We start from the raw sequence: 16,299 nt of genomic DNA, 5'->3' as shown, positions 1-16,299 counted from the left end.
GACAGAGCAATGAGCGACACGATCGCCACGCTGCCGGTGGTCGTCGAGAACGACGGCACACCACTGACCGAGCTCATCGACCGGCGGCGGACGGAGCTGCGCGCCACCCTCGCCGCCCACGGCGGGCTGCTGTTCCGCGGCTTCGACGTCGGCGGGGTGGACGGCTTCGACCGGGTCGTCCGCGCGTTCTCCGGCGAGCCGCTGACCTACACCGAGCGGTCCTCACCCCGGCACGCCATCAAGGGCCGGGTCTACACCTCGACCGACTACCCGCCGGACGAGGAGATCTTCCTGCACAACGAGAACTCGTACCAGGCGCGCTGGCCGTTGACGCTCTTCTTCTACTGCATCAGCCCGCCGGACACCCTCGGCGCCACCCCGCTCGCCGACGTCCGCCGGGTGTACGCCGAGATCGACCCGGCGATCCGTGAGGAGTTCGTCCGGCGGCGCTGGATGCTGGTGCGCAACTTCCACGCCGACTTCGGCACCCGCTGGCAGGACGTGTTCGGCACCGACGACCGGGCCGAGGTCGAGGCGTACGCGGCGGCGAACCGGATCCGGCTGGAGTGGGTCGGCGGGGACGGGCTGCGCACCCGGGCGGTACGCGACGTGGTGCACCACCGGCCCGGCTCGGACACCCCGCGCTGGTTCAACCACGCCACCTTCTTCCACGTGAGCACTCTCCCCAAGGACTACCAGGAGGGGCTGCTGGACATGTTCGGCGCCGACGGGCTGCCGTCGAACACCTACTACGGCGACGGCGGCGAGATCCCCGCCGACGTCATGGACCACCTGCGGGCCGCGTACCGGGCCGCCAGCGTCCGCTTCGACTACCAGCGCGACGACGTGCTGGTGGTCGACAACATGACCGCCGCGCACGGCCGGGAGCCCTTCACCGGGGCCCGCCGGATCGCCGTGGCGATGGCCGAACCGCACACCCCCGAGAGCGCTGGAGAGCACTGATGGCCGACTCCCGATTCCTGGTCGTCCGCAACGACGAGGAGCAGTACTCGATCTGGCCGGCCGACCGGGAGCTGCCCGCCGGGTGGCACGACGCCGGCTTCGCCGGCACCCGCGAGGAGTGCCTGTCCCACGTGGACACCGTCTGGACCGACATGCGTCCCCGCTCCGTACGGGAGGTGCCGTCATGACGCGGGAGTGGACCTTCCCGGCCTCCTTCGCCCAGGAGCGGGTGTGGATGGCCAACCAGTTGGACACCGCCTCGCCGGTCTACAACGTCTCCACCCCGTGGCGCTTCCCGGCCGGCATCGACGCCGACACCGCCGGCCAGGTCGTCGGCCGGGTCGTCGCCCGGCACGAGGCGCTCCGCACCCACCTGCGGATGGACGACGGCGCCCTGGTGCAGGTGGTGCGCGAGCACGAGCCGGTCCGGCTGCCCGCCGACGACCTGCGCGACCTGCCCGAGGCCGAGCGGGCCGCCCGGTACGCCGCCCTGCGTACCGAGCTGGCCCGTACCCCGATCCCGCTGGACGCCCCGCCGCTGTGGCGGGCCCGGCTGGTCCGCCTCGACGACGCCTGGACGCTGCTGTTCGTGGTCCACCACGCCGTCTTCGACAGCCACTCGGCGGTGCTGCTGGTGGCCGAACTGGCCGCGTTCAGCGAGGCCGCGCTGACCGGCGCGCCCGCCGCCGTGCCCGAGCTGCCCATCCAGTACGCCGACTTCGCGGTCTGGCAGCGCGACCAGCTCACCGGCGCGGAGCTGGACCGCCAGCTCGCCTTCTGGACCGGCCAGCTCGCCGGGGCGCCGGCGGTCACCGGCCTGCCGCTGGACCGCCCCCGCCCGGCCCAGCTCGGCTTCGCCGGCGAGGAGGTGCGCTTCGCCCTGCCCGACGGGCTGCTCGACCGGGTCGGCCGGCTCGCCGCCGGGTCGGCGGCCACCCCGTACATGGTGCTGCTGGCCGGGTTCGCCGCCCTGCTGTCGCGGATCTCCGGCGACACCGACGTGGTGGTCGGCGTCTCCACCGCCGGCCGGGACACCGCCGAGCTGACCTCGCTGATCGGCATGTTCGTCAACCCGGTGGCGCTGCGCTGCGACGTCGGCGGCGATCCCAGCTTCACCGAGCTGCTCGGCCGGGTCCGCGCCGGCCTGGTGGACGCGATGGAGCACGGCCAGACCCCGTTCCAGCGCATCGTCGAGGCGGTCGCCCCGCAGCGCGACCCGTCCGTGCAGCCGATCTTCCAGACCGCGCTGAACTTCATCCCCGACTCCGGGCTGGACCCGGTGGAGCTGGGCACCACCAAGGACGACCTCGCCTTCGACGTCACCACCGGCGAGAGCCGCCTGGTCTACCGCACCGACCTGTTCGACCGGGGCACCGCCGAGGCGGTGGTCACGCGCTACGTGCGGCTGCTCACCGCCGCCGTCGCCGACCCGGAGCAGCCGGTCTCCGCCCTGCCCCTGCTCGACGACGCCGAGCGGGACCTCGTCCTGCGGGCCTGGAACGGCGAGGACGCCGCCCCGGCGTTCCGGTCGGTCGTCGAGCGGGTGCAGCGGCAGGCCACCGCCACCCCGGACGCGGTCGCCCTGGTCTGCGAGGGCGTCACGCTCACCTACGCCGAGCTGAACGCCGCCGCCAACCGGCTCGCCCGGGTGCTGGTGGCCCGGGGCGCCGCCCCGGAGGCCCGGGTGGCGCTCGCCCTGCCCCGCTCGCCCGAGCTGCTGGTCGCCGTCCTCGCCGTGCTCAAGTCCGGCGCCGCGTACGTACCGGTGGACACCGGCTACCCGGCCGGCCGGATCGCGTACCTGCTCGCCGACGCGGAGCCGACGCTGGTGCTGGCCCTGCCGGAGACCGCCGCGCTGGTACCCGCCGGCGCGGTGGTGCTCGACGGGGAGGTCGGGGCCGACCAGGCCGACGGCGACCTGACCGACGCCGACCGGGCCGCGCCGCTGCGCCCCGAGCACCCGGCGTACGTGCTCTACACCTCCGGCTCCACCGGCCGTCCGAAGGGCGTGGTGGTGGAGCACCGGGCCGTGGCCGCGTACCTGGCCTGGGCCCGGGACGCCTACCCGGGGCTGGCCGGCACCGCCCTGCTGCCCTCGCCGGTCTCGTTCGACCTCACCGTGACCGGCCTGCTCGGCCCGCTCACCGCCGGCGGCACCGTCCGGCTGGCCGGGATCGACTCGCCGCACGCCCGGGTCGGCGGCCGGCCGAGCTTCCTCAAGGTCACCCCGAGCCACCTGCCGCTGCTCGACGCCGCGCTGTCGCCGACCACCGACCTGGTGATCGGCGGCGAGGCGCTCACCGGCGAGCAGCTGGCGGGCTGGCGGGCCGCGCACCCGGACGTGGCGGTCGTCAACGAGTACGGCCCGACCGAGGCGACCGTCGGCTGCGTCGCCGCCCGCGTCGCGCCCGGCCGGCCGCTGGACGCCGGGCCGGTGCCGATCGGTCGACCCACCGCCGGGGCGCGGGTCTACCTGCTCGACGCCGCGCTCCAGCCGGTGCCGCCAGGCGTGGTCGGCGAGCTCTACGTCGCCGGGGACCAGGTGGCCCGGGGCTACCTGCGCCGGCCCGGCCTGACCGCCGAGCGCTTCCTGCCCTGCCCGTACGGCCCGCCCGGCCGGCGGATGTACCGCACCGGCGACCTGGCCCGCTGGCGCACCGACGGCACGCTGGACTACCTGGGCCGCCGCGACGACCAGGTCAAGGTGCGCGGCATGCGGATCGAGCTGGGCGAGATCGAGTCGGCGATGCTGGCCCACCCGCAGGTCCGCGAGGCCGCGGTGGCGGTGCGCACCGACTCGGGGGAGCCGGCCCTGGTCGGCTACCTGGTCGGCGCCGCCGACGAGGCCGCCCTCGCCGCCGAGCTGGCCCGCGAGCTGCCGGCCCACCTGGTGCCGGCCGCGTTCGTCCGGCTCGACGCGCTGCCGCTGACCCCGAACGGCAAGCTGGACCGGGCCGCGCTGCCCGCGCCGCCGGCCACCGTGGCGCCCGACGACGGCTACGTCCCGCCGCGCACCGACGCCGAGACCCTGGTGGCCGAGGTGTACGCCGAGATCCTCCAGGTGGAGAAGGTCGGCGCGCTGGACGACTTCTTCGTCCTCGGCGGCAACTCGCTGCGCGGCATGCGGGCGATGGCCCGGATCCGCGCCGAGGTGGACGTCGACCTGCCGATGCGGGCGCTGTTCAGCAGCCCCGTGGTCGCCGACCTGGCCGCCCAGATCGAGCAGCGGATCGCCGCCGAGCTGGACGAGCTCTCCGAGACCGAGGTCGCCGCGTTGCTGGCGGCGGAGAAGGACACCCCCGCATGACGGACCTGAAGGATCCCGCCCGGGAGGCCGCCCGGGCGGCGCTGATCGCCCAACGGTTGCGCCGCCGGCAGGCCTCGCCCACCGCCCGGATCACGCCCCGCCCGGAGGGCACCGAGGTGCCGCTGTCGTACGCCCAGGAGCGGGTCTGGTTCATGGACCAGCTCGCTCCGGGCGAGGCGGCGTACCACATCGCGGTGCCGCTGCGGGTGCGCGGCCCGCTGGACGTCACGGCGCTGCGCGCCGCCCTGGCCGGGCTGACCGCCCGGCACGAGTCGCTGCGTACCCGCTTCCCGGCCGACGCCGACGGCCGCCCGACGGTTGTCGTCGCCGACTCCGTCGAGGTGCCGCTGACCGTCGTGGACGCCCCCGACGAGCTGGCCGCGCAGGCGCTGGTGGACGCCGCCGCGGCCGAGCCGTTCGACCTGGCGGCCGGGCCGCTGCTGCGCGCCCTGCTGATCCGGCTCGCTGACGACGATGATCCGGCCTCCGCGCCGCAAGACGGCACTCCGGACCGGATGAACGTCGCCGACGACCACGTGCTCTTCCTCGGCCAGCATCACATCGTCGGCGACGGCTGGTCGGTGGACGTGCTGCTGCGGGACCTGATCACCCTCTACCGGGGCGGCGAGCCGCCCGCACTGCCGGTGCAGTACGGCGACTTCGCCCACTGGGAGGCCCGGGAGCTGGACGGGCCGCAGGCCCGCGGGCACCTGGACTGGTGGAAGGGGCGGCTGGCCGGGATCACCCCGCTGGAACTGCCGCTGGACCGGCCCCGCCCGGCCACCCAGACCTACCGGGGCGACTTCGTCGAGTTCCAGGTCGACCGGGCGGTCACCGACGGGCTGGCCGCGCTCACCCGCGCGTCGGGCGGGACCCTGTTCATGACCCTGCTCGCGGCGTACCAGGTGCTGCTGGCCCGGCACGCCGGGCAGGACGACTTCGCCGTCGGCGCCTCGGTCGCCGGCCGGTCCGCCCCCGAGCTGGAGGACGTCGTCGGCATGTTCATCAACATGCTGCCGATGCGCGCCGAGCTGGCCGGCGACCCGACCTTCACCGAGCTGTTGGAGCGCACCCGACGGGCCGTGCTGGACGGCTTCGAGCACGCCGAGGTGCCGTTCGCGAAGGTGGTGCACGAGCTGGGGCTGCCCCGCGACGTCAGCCGGTCGCCGGTGTTCCAGGCCATGTTCGTCCTGCAGAACTACGAGATGGGCCGCTTCTCCGGCGTCTCCGACGCCGACGAGGTGAGCTTCCGCTGGACCCCGATGGAGCTGCGGGCCACCCGGTTCGACTTCGAGCTGCACGCCGTGGAGGTGCCCGACGGCATCTGGGGCAAGCTGGTCTTCAACACCGACCTGTTCACCCGCGACACCGTCGAGCGGATGGCGCGGCGGTGGACCACCCTGCTGGCCGCGATCGTCGCCGCCCCGGACACCCCGGTCGCCGCCCTGGACCTGCTTCCGCCCGCCGAGCGGGCGCTGCTGGCGAGCTGGAACGACACCGCCGCCGACTTCCCGGCCACCCAGACGCTGCACGGGCCGATCGAGGAACGCGCCGCCCGCACCCCGGACGCCGTCGCGGTCACCATCGAGGGCAGGTCGACCACGTACGCCGAGCTGAACGCCGCGGCCAACCGGGTCGCGCACCGGCTGCGCGCCGCCGGCGTCGGCCCGGAGACCCTGGTCGGCGTCTGCGCGGAGCGGTCGGTGGAGCTGGTCACCGGCCTGCTCGGGGTGCTCAAGGCCGGCGGCGCGTACCTGCCGCTGGACCCGGAGTACCCGGCGGACCGGCTGGCCTTCATGGTCGACGACGCCGCCGCGCCGGTGGTGCTGGTGCAGGAGCACCTGCGCGACGTGCTGCCGACCACCGGCGCCACCGTGCTGGCCCTGGACGACGCCGGGACCTGGGCCGACCAGCCCGCCGGCGACCCGACACCGGCGGCGGGTCCGGAGCACCTGGCGTACGTCATCTACACCTCCGGCTCGACCGGTCGGCCCAAGGGCGTGCCGAACACCCACCGGGGCATCGTCAACCGGTTGGACTGGATGCAGCGGACCTACCGGCTCGGCACCGACGACGCGGTGCTGCAGAAGACCCCGGCCAGCTTCGACGTCTCGGTCTGGGAGTTCTTCTGGCCGCTGCGCGAGGGGGCCCGGCTGGTGCTGGCGAAGCCCGGCGGGCACAAGGACGCCGGCTACCTGCGCGACCTGCTGGTCGCCGAGCGGGTCAGCACCGCCCACTTCGTCCCGTCGATGCTCACCGTCTTCCTCGCCGAGGAGGGCGTCGAGGCGGCGACGGCGCTGCGCCGGGTGATCTGCTCGGGCGAGGAACTGCCGCCGGCCACGGCGGTCGACTTCACCCTCCGGCTGCCCGGGTGCGAGCTGCACAACCTGTACGGCCCGACCGAGGCGGCCATCGACGTCAGCGCCTGGCACTGCGACCCGGCGCTGCTGCCCGGCCTGACCACCGTCCCGATCGGCGCCCCGATCGCCAACCTGCGGCTGCACGTGCTCGACGCGCGCGGCAACCCCTGCCCGGTCGGGGTGGCCGGCGAGCTGCACATCGGCGGGGTGGGGCTGGCCCGCGGCTACCACCGCCGGCCCGCGCTCACCGCCGAGCGGTTCGTGCCGGACCCGTTCTCCGGTGAGCCCGGCGCCCGGCTCTACCGCACCGGCGACCTGGCCCGCTGGGTGACCGCCCCCGCCGGCGGGGTGATCGAGTTCCTGGGCCGGATCGACCACCAGGTGAAGCTGCGCGGCCTGCGGATCGAGCTGGGCGAGATCGAGAGCGCGCTGCGCGAGCAGCCGGCGGTGATCGAGGCGGCGGTGATCGTCCGCGAGGACACCCCCGGCGACAAGCGGCTCACCGCCTACCTGGTCGGCGCCGCCGAGCACGCCGCGCTGAAGGCGGCGCTGAAGGAGACCCTGCCCGAGTACATGGTGCCGGCCGCGTTCGTCACCCTGGACGCCCTGCCGCTGACCCCCAACGGCAAGTTGGACCGCCGGGCGCTGCCCGCGCCGGTGCTCACCCGCGAGGCGTCGGTCGCCCTGGTGGAGCCGCGCGACGACACCGAGCGGCTGCTCGCCGGCATCTGGTCGGAGGTGCTGGGCGTGGCCACGCTCGGCATCGACGACGACTTCTTCGACCTGGGCGGGCATTCCATGCTCGCCACCCAGGTGGTGGCGAAGATCCGCAAGGCGGCGCACGGGGGGCGGGCCGTCGGGGTGATGGACCTGTTCCAGCAGCGGACGATCCGCGAGCTGGCCGCGTTCATGTCCGGCGGCGGGGACGGCGCGGACGGGCCGCGCCGGCTGCTCTACGAGCTGACCAGGCCGATCCCGCCGGCGCAGCGGGTGCTCAGCTACGTCTGCGTCCCGTACGGCGGCGGCAGCGCCATCGTCTACCAGCCCCTCGCGGACGCGCTGCCCGCCGGCCATGCCCTGTGGTCGCTGGCCATCCCCGGCCACGACGTCGGGCTCACCGAGGACGGCCTGCCGTTCGAGGAGCTGACCAGCCGGGTCGCCGAGGAGATCCTGGAACGCGTCGAGGGCCCGATCGCCCTCTACGGCCACTGCGGGGTGGGCAGCGCGATCGTCGCCGAGGTGGCCCGCAAGGTGGAGGCCGCCGGCCGGGACCTGGAAGCGGTCTACATCGGCGCGATGTTCCCGTTCGCCCGCCCCCGGGGCGCCTTCGCCGCCCTGCGCAACCGGCTGGAACAGCTGCGCAGCAACCGGCACTACGCCAGCTGGCTCAAGTCGATGGGGGTGGACACCGACGAGCTGGACCCGGAGCAGGCCGACCGGATCATCAGCAACATGCGGGCCGACTCGCGGGCCTCGGAGGAGTACTTCACCGGGCTGCTCGACCGGGGTGCGACGAAGCTGCGCGCGCCGATCATCTCGGTGGTCGGCTCGGAGGACCCGGTGACCGACTACCACGCCGAGCGGTACGCCGAGTGGCAGTTCCTCAGCGACACCCTCGGCCTGGTGGTGCTCGACCAGGCCGGGCACTTCTTCCTCAAGTACCGCGCCGAGGAGCTGGCGGAGATCGTCACCCGGGTCCATCCGGCGGTGGCCGCCGGGGACGTCGCCGCCCTCACCCCGCAGGCGCGGGGTGCCGACGCCGGCTGGGCGGTCGCCGCCCACCAGCGCGCGGGCCGGTCGAGCCGGGCCGAGCAGAGCGTGGTGAAGCCCAGCATGGCCCGGTTCGTCGCGGTCACCGCCGGGCAGCTGGTCTCCACCACCGGCTCCGCGCTGACCGCGTTCGCGCTGCCGATCTGGCTGTTCACCCGCACCGGCTCGGTGGCCGACCTGGGTCTGCTCTGGGCGCTGGCGCTGATCTGCGGCGTGCTGATGCTGCCGGTGGCCGGCGCGGTCACCGACCGGGTCAGCCGCCGCCGGGTCATGATGGTCGCCAGCTGCACCGCCGGGTCGATCCAGCTGGTGCTCGCCGCGCTGCTCTGGACCGACAACCTGGTCCTCTGGCACATCTACGCCCTGGTCGCGTTGAGCCAGGTCGCGGGCTCGTTCCAGCGGATCGCGTTCCAGTCGGCGGTGCCGCAGCTGGTGCCGAAGCGCTACCTCGGGCACGCGATGGGCATCACCCAGCTCTCCAGCGGCTTCGCGATGCTGCTGATGCCCGTCTTCGCCGCCGGCCTGCTCGCCGCCATCGAACTCAAGGGCATCCTGCTCATCGACGTGGCGAGCTACCTGGTGGCGGTGCTGACCCTGGCCGTGGTGCGCTTCCCCGACCTGCTCGGCTGGCGGCCCCGGGAGCGGCTGCTGGTGGCGATCGCCAACGGGCTGCGCTACTCCTGGCAGCACCGCGGCTTCCGGCTGATGCTCGGCTACTTCGCCCTGGGCAACATCTTCCTGGCCCCGGCGCTGGTGCTCGCCACGCCCCTGGTGCTCTCGTTCGGCACCGCCACCCAGGTGGCGCAGGTCGCCCTGGCCGAGGCCTGCGGGGCGGTGGCCGGCGGCGTGCTGATGTCGCTGTGGGGCGGGCCCCGGCGCCGGCGGATGGTCGGCGTGCTGATCGGCAACCTCGGCACCGCCGTCGGCTGCGTGCTGGTCGGCCTGGACGCCTCGGTGACGATGGTCTGCGTCGGCATCTTCTGGCTGGCCATGGCGATGACCACCGCACAGTCGATCTACGCGACCATCGTGCAGGTCAAGGTGCCGCAGCGCTTCCACGGCCGGGTGTTCAGCCTCAACCAGACCATCTCCTGGTCGACGCTGCCGATCGGTTTCGCGCTGCTCGCCCCGGCGGCGACCAGCCTCTTCGAGCCGATGCTCGCCCCGGGCGGGTCGCTGGCCGAATCGGTGGGCGCGGTGATCGGCACGGGGCCGGGCCGGGGGATCGGTTTCGCGTACGTCTGCTTCGGGCTGGTCCTGGTCCTGATCACGCTGGGCGGGTTCGCGATCCGGATGCTGCGCCGCTTCGACGTCGAGGTGCCGGACTCGCTGCCCGACGACCTGATCGGCGCGCAGGAGCGGCAGCGGCGGCTCGCGGAGCGGGCGGCGGCGCAGGAACGGGAGCCGGTCGCGGCGTGACCCGGCGTGGGGCCCTCCCCCGAGGAGGGCTCCACGCCGGGGCGTGCCCGTCCCGGCCGGATCAGAACTCCTCGGGCGGGTCCGCCAGGTCCGTCGCCGCCGGCTCCTCCGGCTCGGCCACCCAGGCGGAGAAGACCGGCACCCCGTGCCACGGCCCGCCATCGCGGTCGGTGGCCACCGCGACGACCGCGTACGGGTGGCCGAAGCGCAGCTCCGCGGTGCGGGCGACGCCCTCCGGGGCGAGGCTGGCCAGGGCGAAGGCGGCGGTCACGGCGGCCGCCTCGAAGCCGTACCGGCCGTAGCGGGCCATCGCCGCCTGCCGCGCCTCCAGCCGTGGGGCGGGCTCGCCGAGCAGCCCACCCAGCGTGCGGACCACCGCGGGGAAGCCCAGCGCCGGGGCGGTCAGGTCGTGCTCGTCCCGCGCCGACCAGCAGGGCAGCACCGCCGTGTGCCGCTCCTCCCGACCGTCCGGGGCGCGGGTGTGCACCCGCTTCTCCCGTACCGTCCACGCCGGACCGTCGCCAAGCGGCAGCGCGAACAGCGAGCGGCGGCCGGCCGGCGCCGCCTCGTCGACCGCCGTGGCGGCCACCTCGTACGCGGCGGCGAGCACGTCGGCCGCGGGGGTCGAGGGGTCGGCGGCGACCGAGACCACCAGCAGGCCCGCCCCGTCGCGCTCGACGGCGGGCGCGGCGTGCACGGCGACGTCGCCGGCCGGTCCGGTCGCGGCGATCCAGGCCCGGTGGCCGCGCGCGGGAGTGCGCAGCACCCGGTCGAGCCGCCCCGCCCAGGCGCTGGCCCGGCCGAGTTGCCCGGCCGGGGCGAGGTCGAACGGGTCGGCCCAGGAGATCCGGGTGGCCAGGGCGCTGGCCAGCGCCAGCAGCACGTCCGGCGACCGGGTCAGCGGGAACCGGTCGATCAGCCCCAGGGTGTGCTCGCGTGCCCAGGCGTCCAGCCCCGGCTGGTCGGGCAGTGGCCCGGTCGCGGTGGTGCGCGGCAGGGTGGCCCGCCACTCGGCCAGCCGCGCGGTGTCGTGGCCGGCCTGCTGCCAGACGGCGGTGGCGGACGGCACCAGCGGGTGTGGCCGGTCCACCAGGGCCCCGGCCAGCTCCGCTGCGGCGGGGGCGCTCACGCCCAGGACGTCCTCCAGCTCGTCCCGGTCGGCGCCGGTCGCGGCCGGCGCGGCCAGCGCCAGCAGCAGCCAGGCGCCGAGCGGTGAGGCGACGTGGTGCCGGTCGCCGGCGCCGGCGTGCAGCCGGGCGGCGTAGCGGGCCAGCGGGGTGTGCAGGGTCGTCGTCATGCCCCTACTGTGCCCATCCCCGGCCCGGTCGGCACCCCCGCTCAGGACCACAGCTCGAACGGCTCGTCGATCTCCTCGCCGGCGAGGAACCGGGGGAGCAGCGCGGGCAGCCGCCCCGGGTAGAAGCGTTCCGCGCTGCCGACCACCTCGTCGACCGTCCACCAGCGGAACCCGAAGTAGTCCTCCACCTCGTAGTCCAGCCGCTCGGCGCCGTCGACGTCCGGTCCGGCGGCGTCGAGCCGTACCGTCATCACCACCTCGTCCTGCAGGTGGCGGCGCTGCCGGTGGATGAAGCTGGCCCGCCGCCGCCAGGCCGGCGGGCCGAGCCGGGCGGCGGTGACCACGAAGCCGGTCTCCTCCCGCAGTTCGCGCACCGCGGTCTCGGCGTACGTCTCGCCGGGATCCATCCCGCCGCCGGGCAGCTCCCACCAGGTGCCGAGGCGGGGATGGTCCGGGTCGCGGGTGTGGAAGAGCAGGACCCGGTCCTGCGCGTCGCGCACCACCAGCCGGACGGCGGTGCGTTCGATGACCGGCAGGTCTCCCGGCAGTTCGATCATGTCTCTCCTTCGGGCGGTTCGACCCGTGACAGGACGGCGGTCGTGGCGGAGGTCTTCGGCGAGGTGGCGGGCGACGACGACGCGCGGTTGGGTTACCGGCCCGCGCTCGCCGAGGCCATCCTCGCCTACCACGGGCGGGTGCCGCCCCGGCTGGTCGAGGCAGGCGCGGGCACCGGCCTGGCCACCGGGCTGCTGGCCCGGCCGGGCGCGCCGGTGACCTGCGTCGAGCCGGACCGGCGGAGGGCCGCGGTGCTGGCGGTCGCGCCGTGGACGGTCACCGCCCGACCCGGCTGCTCAGCTCGGCGTCGCGCCGATCGTGGCGGCGAGTCCGGCCGGCAGGGGATAGGGGCGCTCGTCGGGCAGCAGCGCCGCCGCGGCCCGGTCGTCGCCGGCGTCGAGCAGCGCCCGGATCTCCCGTGCCGTCGCGGTGACGTCGGTCAGCCCGACCACCCACTCGTCGACGTACCGGTCGGCGGTGGCGCGGGCGAGCCCGAGCTGGAGCGACCGGTGCGACAGCGGGGCCAGCCGCAGCGACCGCTCCGGATCCCACTGCACCCGCACGTCGCTGCTCTTCAGCTCGCGCGCCCAGGCGACCCGGTCGGCGTGCCGGTCCGGGTCGGGAGAGCTGGGGCAGGCCCGGCCGAGCGCCCACTCGAAGCCGGCGCGGGTCAGCTCGACCGCCAGCACCCGTTCCTGGCCCGGCTTGGTGGCCCAGCCGCAGCGGTACATCATCCACCGGAACGAGGGCTTGATCCAGGTCATCCGGCCGCGCCGGAACGGCGGGCAGAACCGGCCGGCGGCCAGCGCCGCCGCCGCGATCTCCGGCGGGTACGCCTGGTAGACGGTCAGCGTCGTGTCGGTGAAGCGGGCCCGGATCTGCCGCTGGGGAACCTGCACGCTCCGATCCTCGCCACCCGGCCCGCCACCGGTCGAGCGGATTACCCCGCCGGCGGGCCGGGCGCCCGGGCGGCGGTGGGGTTAGGCTGCCGCCCGTGGCAGGTCTGTTGAGGAACGTCGTCACCCGGCTCAATCGGGTGACCGGAGGTGCGGCCGCGCCGGCCGGAACCGCCGGCCGGATTCCGGCCCAGGTGGCCCGTCGCCGCCAGGTCGGCGCTCTGCAGCGCCGGGAGCTGACGTACGCCCCGGAGCTGGACGGCCGGGCCGACCCCGGTGAGATCGTCTGGACCTGGGTGCCGTACGAGGACGACCCCCGGCAGGGCAAGGACCGCCCGGTGCTGGTGGTCGGCCGGCACAGCCGCACGCTGTTCGGGTTGATGCTCTCCAGCCAGGGCGAGCGCGACGGTCAGCGGCACTGGCTGGCGCTCGGCCCGGGGGAGTGGGACCGTGACCAGCGCCCGAGCTGGGTCCGCCTGGACCGGGTGCTGACCATGCGCGAGGACAGCATCCGGCGCGAGGGCGCGGTGCTGGACCGGGGTCGCTTCGACCGGATCGGCCGGGCCCTGCGCGCCGGCTACGGCTGGCGCTGAGGAGGGCGCTCGGCCGAGCCGATTTTGCGTGTTCGTCCTTGACAGGGCACCCCCGACGAGTACATTCAACTTATCGGTTTATAACCCAGGTGGTTGATTACAGTGACCTCACCAGATCAGGTCGGCGCCGTCTTCGCCGCCCTCGCGGATCCGACCCGCCGGGCCATCCTGGCCCGCCTGGCCGCCGGCGAGGCGACGGTCAACGAGGTGGCCGCGCCGTTCCCGATCTCGATGCAGGCGATCTCCAAGCACCTGAACGTGCTGGAGGCGGCGGGGCTGATCGTGCGCACCCGCGAGGCGCAGTGGCGGCGGTGCCGGATCGAGCCGGCGGCGTTGCGGCTCCTCGCCGAGTGGGTCGACCAGTACCGCCGGCTCTGGGACGACCGGTACGACACGTTGGACGGTTACCTGCGAGAGCTGAAGGAGAACGACCATGAACCCGACCGGTGACCTGACCGTCGCGCTGCCCACCGACCGCGAGGTGGTGCTCACCCGGGTCCTCGACGCGCCCCGCGACATGGTCTGGGCGGCGCACACCGACCCCGCGCACCTGGCCCGGTGGTGGGGTCGGGGCAACCCGCTCGACGTCGAGATCGACTTCCGGGTGGGCGGCCGGTACCGGTTCGTCGAGCACGCCCCGGACGGCAACGCCTACGCCTTCCGCGGCGAGTTCCTCGAGATCGCGGCGCCCGAGCGGATCGTGCAGACCTTCGAGTTCGAGGGCGCGCCCGGGCACGTGGCCGTGGAGACGCTCGTCTTCACCGAGCAGGACGGCCGCACGATGGTCACCGGCACCACCCGATTCGACACCGCCGCCGAGCGGGACGCGATGGTGGGCTCGGGCATGGAGGAGGGCGCGCGGCAGTCGTACCGGGCGCTGGAGGAGTACCTCGTAACGCTGGTCTGAGCGGCCCCGACGACGCCCGGCCGGGTGCTCAGCACTCGGCCAGGCGCGGGGCGTCCAGGAGCTGTCGGGGGGACCGGCGGGCCGTCACGCCCTTCGCCCGGTACATCGCGGCGTCGGCGGCGCAGAGCGCCTCGGCGAGCTGGGTCGGGCCGCTGACCGGCGCCAGGCCGACCGAGGCGGTGACCCGTACGCTGCGCCCGCCCACCGGGATCGGCGCGGCCATCGCCTCGCAGAGTCGGCGGGTGGCGTGGTCGATCCAGCGCCGGTCGACCGACGGGCTGCTCAGCAGGCCGGCGAACTCGTCACCGCCGAGCCGGGCGACCAGGTTGTCCCCGGCGAAGGCGGTGAGCCGCTGCGCCACGCTGACCAACACCTGGTCCCCGGCGGCGTGCCCGTAGCGGTCGTTGACCTGCTTGAAGTCGTTGAGGTCGAGCACCACGGCGATCAGCGGCCGCCCGCCGGCGTCGGTGAGCAGGGCGGCGGCGATTTGGTAGAAGGCGCGCCGGTTGGGCAGACCGGTCAGCGGGTCGTGGCTGGCGGCGTGCCGCTCGGCGGCCAGCTCGGCCTGCAGGTATTCGATCTCCGCCTCCGCCCGCAGCGCCCGGCGGCGCAGTTGCCACACCGAGACGAGCGCACCCGCCGCGGAGATGCCGGACGCGACGCTCAGCGGATCCGGCACGAGACCTCCCTCGCGGCGTCGGCGGACGGCCCGGGGCGCCGGCCGGCGTGCGGTGCCCAGCCGTCGTTCTCCCAGGAGGCTGCCCGGGTTGGGGGTAACCGTAAGTGAACGGTCGGGTACCGCACACGTGGGTTATCATGCTCGCTGTCCAATGCAGATGCAATAGCAGATGCACGTGCAGCACGGCATGATCCGGCGTCGCCGTCCTCCCCGCCGCGACACCCTCCACTTGCGACACCGGACGGCCCATCACCGCACAGAAAGACCCCTCATGCAGCAGCCCGAGAACGGCGTACCCGTCACCCAGCTCCCCGAGCTGCGGTGGCAGAAGAGTCGGCGGAGCAACCCCAGCGGCAACTGCGTCGAGCTGGCCGAACTCCCCGGCAGGACGGGCATCGCGGTCCGCAACTCCCGCCATCCCGAGGGTCCCGCGCTGATCTACACAGTGGACGAGATCGCGGCGTTCGTCCTCGGCGCCCGGGACGGGGACTTCGACAACCTGATCGATCGATAGTCGGTCCCGCCGGCGGGACCATCTCGGCCGCGCGGAGGAGTTCGGATCACCCACCGTCCATGGCATGCTTACACGTCGGTCGGGGGTGGGGCGCCCGGCCGGCGCACGGCGAGCAGGTGGAGGGCGACGTGGCGATGGCGACCGCGGAGGGGGGTCCGGCGACCGGGCCCACCGTGCTGCGCATGCTGCTCGGTGCCCAGCTACGCCGCCTGCGCGAGGCCAGCGGCGTCACCCGCGAGGGCGCCGGGTGGGAGATCCGGGCCTCCGAATCCAAGATCAGCCGGATGGAGCTGGGCCGGGTCGGCTTCAAGGAACGCGACGTCGCCGACCTGCTCACCCTCTACGGGGTCAGCGCCGCCGACGAGCGGGAGGCGCTGCTCAAGCTCGCCCGTGACGCCAACAGCCCGGGCTGGTGGCATCGGTACGGCGACGTGCTGCCCAGCTGGTTCCAGGCGTACCTCGGTCTGGAGGCCGCCGCCTCGCTGATCCGCACCTACGAGGTGCAGTTCGTCCCCGGCCTGTTGCAGACCGCCGCGTACGCCCGCGCCGTCGTCCTGCTCGGCCACCGGCAGGCCCCGGCCGAGGAGGTCGACCGGCGGGTGGAGCTGCGGCTGCGCCGACAGGAGCTGCTGCGCCGCGCCGCCCCGCCACAGGTGTGGGCGGTGGTCGACGAGGCCGCCCTGCGCCGCCCGATCGGCGGGCCGGCGGTGATGCGCGGCCAACTGGACGCCCTGATCGAGGCCACCCGGTCGCCGCACGTGCGGCTGCAGGTCATCCCGTTCGCCGCGGGCGGGCACGCCGCCGCCGGCGGGGCGTTCACCATCCTGCGGTTCGGCGACGACGACCTGCCCGACATCGTCTACATCGAGCAGCTCACCAGCGCCATCTACCTCGACAAGCGTGACGACCTCGACTACTACGCGGTGGCCATGGAGCGGCTCTGCGTCGAGGCGACGCCGCCCGAGCGGACGCCGGAGATCCTGGGCCGGCTCCGCGACGAGCTCTACCCGGCGTGACCGTCGCCCGGGGCGACGCGGCG

General features: G+C 74.7%; 13 protein-coding genes. 9 read left to right on the top strand and 4 right to left on the bottom strand.

Features of this window, described 5'->3' with window-relative positions; genetic code table 11:
* Nucleotides 1-9: 9 nt before the first annotated feature.
* The 4 genes from FHX75_RS08285 to FHX75_RS08270 are packed head-to-tail and all read left to right on the top strand — an operon-like array spanning nucleotide 10 to nucleotide 9,819.
* Nucleotides 10-963, top strand: a complete 954-nt coding sequence (locus tag FHX75_RS08285; protein WP_154937775.1) for a TauD/TfdA family dioxygenase — start codon at nucleotides 10-12, stop codon at nucleotides 961-963.
* On the top strand, nucleotides 963-1,151 hold the full coding sequence (locus FHX75_RS08280) for an MbtH family protein (protein ID WP_154937773.1): 189 nt from the start codon (nucleotides 963-965) through the stop codon (nucleotides 1,149-1,151). Before FHX75_RS08285 ends, FHX75_RS08280 begins: the two co-directional genes overlap by 1 nt.
* Nucleotides 1,148-4,270, top strand: a complete 3,123-nt coding sequence (locus FHX75_RS08275) for a non-ribosomal peptide synthetase (protein ID WP_154937771.1) — start codon at nucleotides 1,148-1,150, stop codon at nucleotides 4,268-4,270. Before FHX75_RS08280 ends, FHX75_RS08275 begins: the two co-directional genes overlap by 4 nt.
* A complete protein-coding gene (locus FHX75_RS08270; protein WP_154937769.1) occupies nucleotides 4,267-9,819 on the top strand; it encodes a non-ribosomal peptide synthetase/MFS transporter in 5,553 nt (1,850 codons plus the stop codon). The genes FHX75_RS08275 and FHX75_RS08270 overlap by 4 nt, the downstream gene beginning before the upstream one ends.
* Nucleotides 9,820-9,880: 61 nt before the next feature.
* On the opposite strand, the gene FHX75_RS08265 is transcribed toward FHX75_RS08270, so the two are convergent.
* The 3 genes from FHX75_RS08265 to FHX75_RS08255 form a co-directional block, all read right to left on the bottom strand.
* On the bottom strand, nucleotides 9,881-11,116 hold the full coding sequence (locus FHX75_RS08265) for a hypothetical protein (protein ID WP_154937767.1): 1,236 nt from the start codon (nucleotides 11,114-11,116) through the stop codon (nucleotides 9,881-9,883).
* 41 nt (nucleotides 11,117-11,157) lie between these two features.
* Nucleotides 11,158-11,673, bottom strand: coding sequence for an NUDIX hydrolase (locus FHX75_RS08260; protein ID WP_211364365.1), 516 nt, complete (start codon nucleotides 11,671-11,673; stop codon nucleotides 11,158-11,160).
* A 294-nt stretch (nucleotides 11,674-11,967) separates the two neighbouring features.
* Nucleotides 11,968-12,570, bottom strand: a complete 603-nt coding sequence (locus FHX75_RS08255) for a DUF4291 domain-containing protein (RefSeq protein ID WP_154937765.1) — start codon at nucleotides 12,568-12,570, stop codon at nucleotides 11,968-11,970.
* 95 nt (nucleotides 12,571-12,665) lie between these two features.
* Here FHX75_RS08255 and FHX75_RS08250 point away from each other — a divergent pair, with 95 nt between their 5' ends.
* The 3 genes from FHX75_RS08250 (at nucleotide 12,666) to FHX75_RS08240 (ending at nucleotide 14,067) form a co-directional block, all read left to right on the top strand.
* A complete protein-coding gene (locus FHX75_RS08250) occupies nucleotides 12,666-13,160 on the top strand; it encodes a type II toxin-antitoxin system PemK/MazF family toxin (RefSeq protein ID WP_154937763.1) in 495 nt (164 codons plus the stop codon).
* Nucleotides 13,161-13,262: 102 nt separating this feature from the next.
* Complete coding sequence (locus FHX75_RS08245) at nucleotides 13,263-13,610, top strand: ArsR/SmtB family transcription factor (RefSeq protein WP_246157785.1); 348 nt, start codon at nucleotides 13,263-13,265, stop codon at nucleotides 13,608-13,610.
* Complete coding sequence (locus tag FHX75_RS08240; protein ID WP_154937760.1) at nucleotides 13,594-14,067, top strand: SRPBCC family protein; 474 nt, start codon at nucleotides 13,594-13,596, stop codon at nucleotides 14,065-14,067. The genes FHX75_RS08245 and FHX75_RS08240 overlap by 17 nt, the downstream gene beginning before the upstream one ends.
* Before the next feature lie 28 nt (nucleotides 14,068-14,095).
* On the opposite strand, the gene FHX75_RS08235 is transcribed toward FHX75_RS08240, so the two are convergent.
* Nucleotides 14,096-14,746: a GGDEF domain-containing protein gene (locus FHX75_RS08235; RefSeq protein ID WP_154937758.1), complete on the bottom strand. Its 651-nt coding sequence runs from the start codon at nucleotides 14,744-14,746 to the stop codon at nucleotides 14,096-14,098.
* Nucleotides 14,747-15,017: 271 nt separating this feature from the next.
* On the opposite strand from FHX75_RS08235, the gene FHX75_RS08230 reads away from it, so the two are divergent.
* Both FHX75_RS08230 and FHX75_RS08225 read left to right on the top strand, forming a co-directional pair.
* Entirely contained in the window at nucleotides 15,018-15,260 is a 243-nt protein-coding gene (locus tag FHX75_RS08230) for a DUF397 domain-containing protein (protein ID WP_088962472.1), read from the top strand.
* A gap of 128 nt (nucleotides 15,261-15,388) precedes the next feature.
* Nucleotides 15,389-16,276, top strand: a complete 888-nt coding sequence (locus FHX75_RS08225) for a helix-turn-helix domain-containing protein (RefSeq protein WP_211364436.1) — start codon at nucleotides 15,389-15,391, stop codon at nucleotides 16,274-16,276.
* Nucleotides 16,277-16,299: the final 23 nt, after the last annotated feature.

The sequence above is a fragment of the Micromonospora palomenae genome, from assembly GCF_007829925.1.
Taxonomy (GTDB): Bacteria; Actinomycetota; Actinomycetes; order Mycobacteriales; family Micromonosporaceae; genus Micromonospora; species Micromonospora purpureochromogenes.
This window is presented reverse-complemented; position numbering and strand designations above follow the sequence as displayed.

Bases quoted from the DNA above. Each gene is read 5' to 3' on its own strand.
- FHX75_RS08285 (WP_154937775.1), top strand. From the start codon at position 10: ATGAGCGACACGATCGCCACGCTGCCGGTGGTCGTCGAGAACGACGGC.
- FHX75_RS08280 (WP_154937773.1), top strand. From the start codon at position 963: ATGGCCGACTCCCGATTCCTGGTCGTCCGCAACGACGAGGAGCAGTAC.
- FHX75_RS08275 (WP_154937771.1), top strand. From the start codon at position 1,148: ATGACGCGGGAGTGGACCTTCCCGGCCTCCTTCGCCCAGGAGCGGGTG.
- FHX75_RS08270 (WP_154937769.1), top strand. From the start codon at position 4,267: ATGACGGACCTGAAGGATCCCGCCCGGGAGGCCGCCCGGGCGGCGCTG.
- FHX75_RS08265 (WP_154937767.1), bottom strand. From the start codon at position 11,116: ATGACGACGACCCTGCACACCCCGCTGGCCCGCTACGCCGCCCGGCTG.
- FHX75_RS08260 (WP_211364365.1), bottom strand. From the start codon at position 11,673: ATGATCGAACTGCCGGGAGACCTGCCGGTCATCGAACGCACCGCCGTC.
- FHX75_RS08240 (WP_154937760.1), top strand. From the start codon at position 13,594: ATGAACCCGACCGGTGACCTGACCGTCGCGCTGCCCACCGACCGCGAG.
- FHX75_RS08230 (WP_088962472.1), top strand. From the start codon at position 15,018: ATGCAGCAGCCCGAGAACGGCGTACCCGTCACCCAGCTCCCCGAGCTG.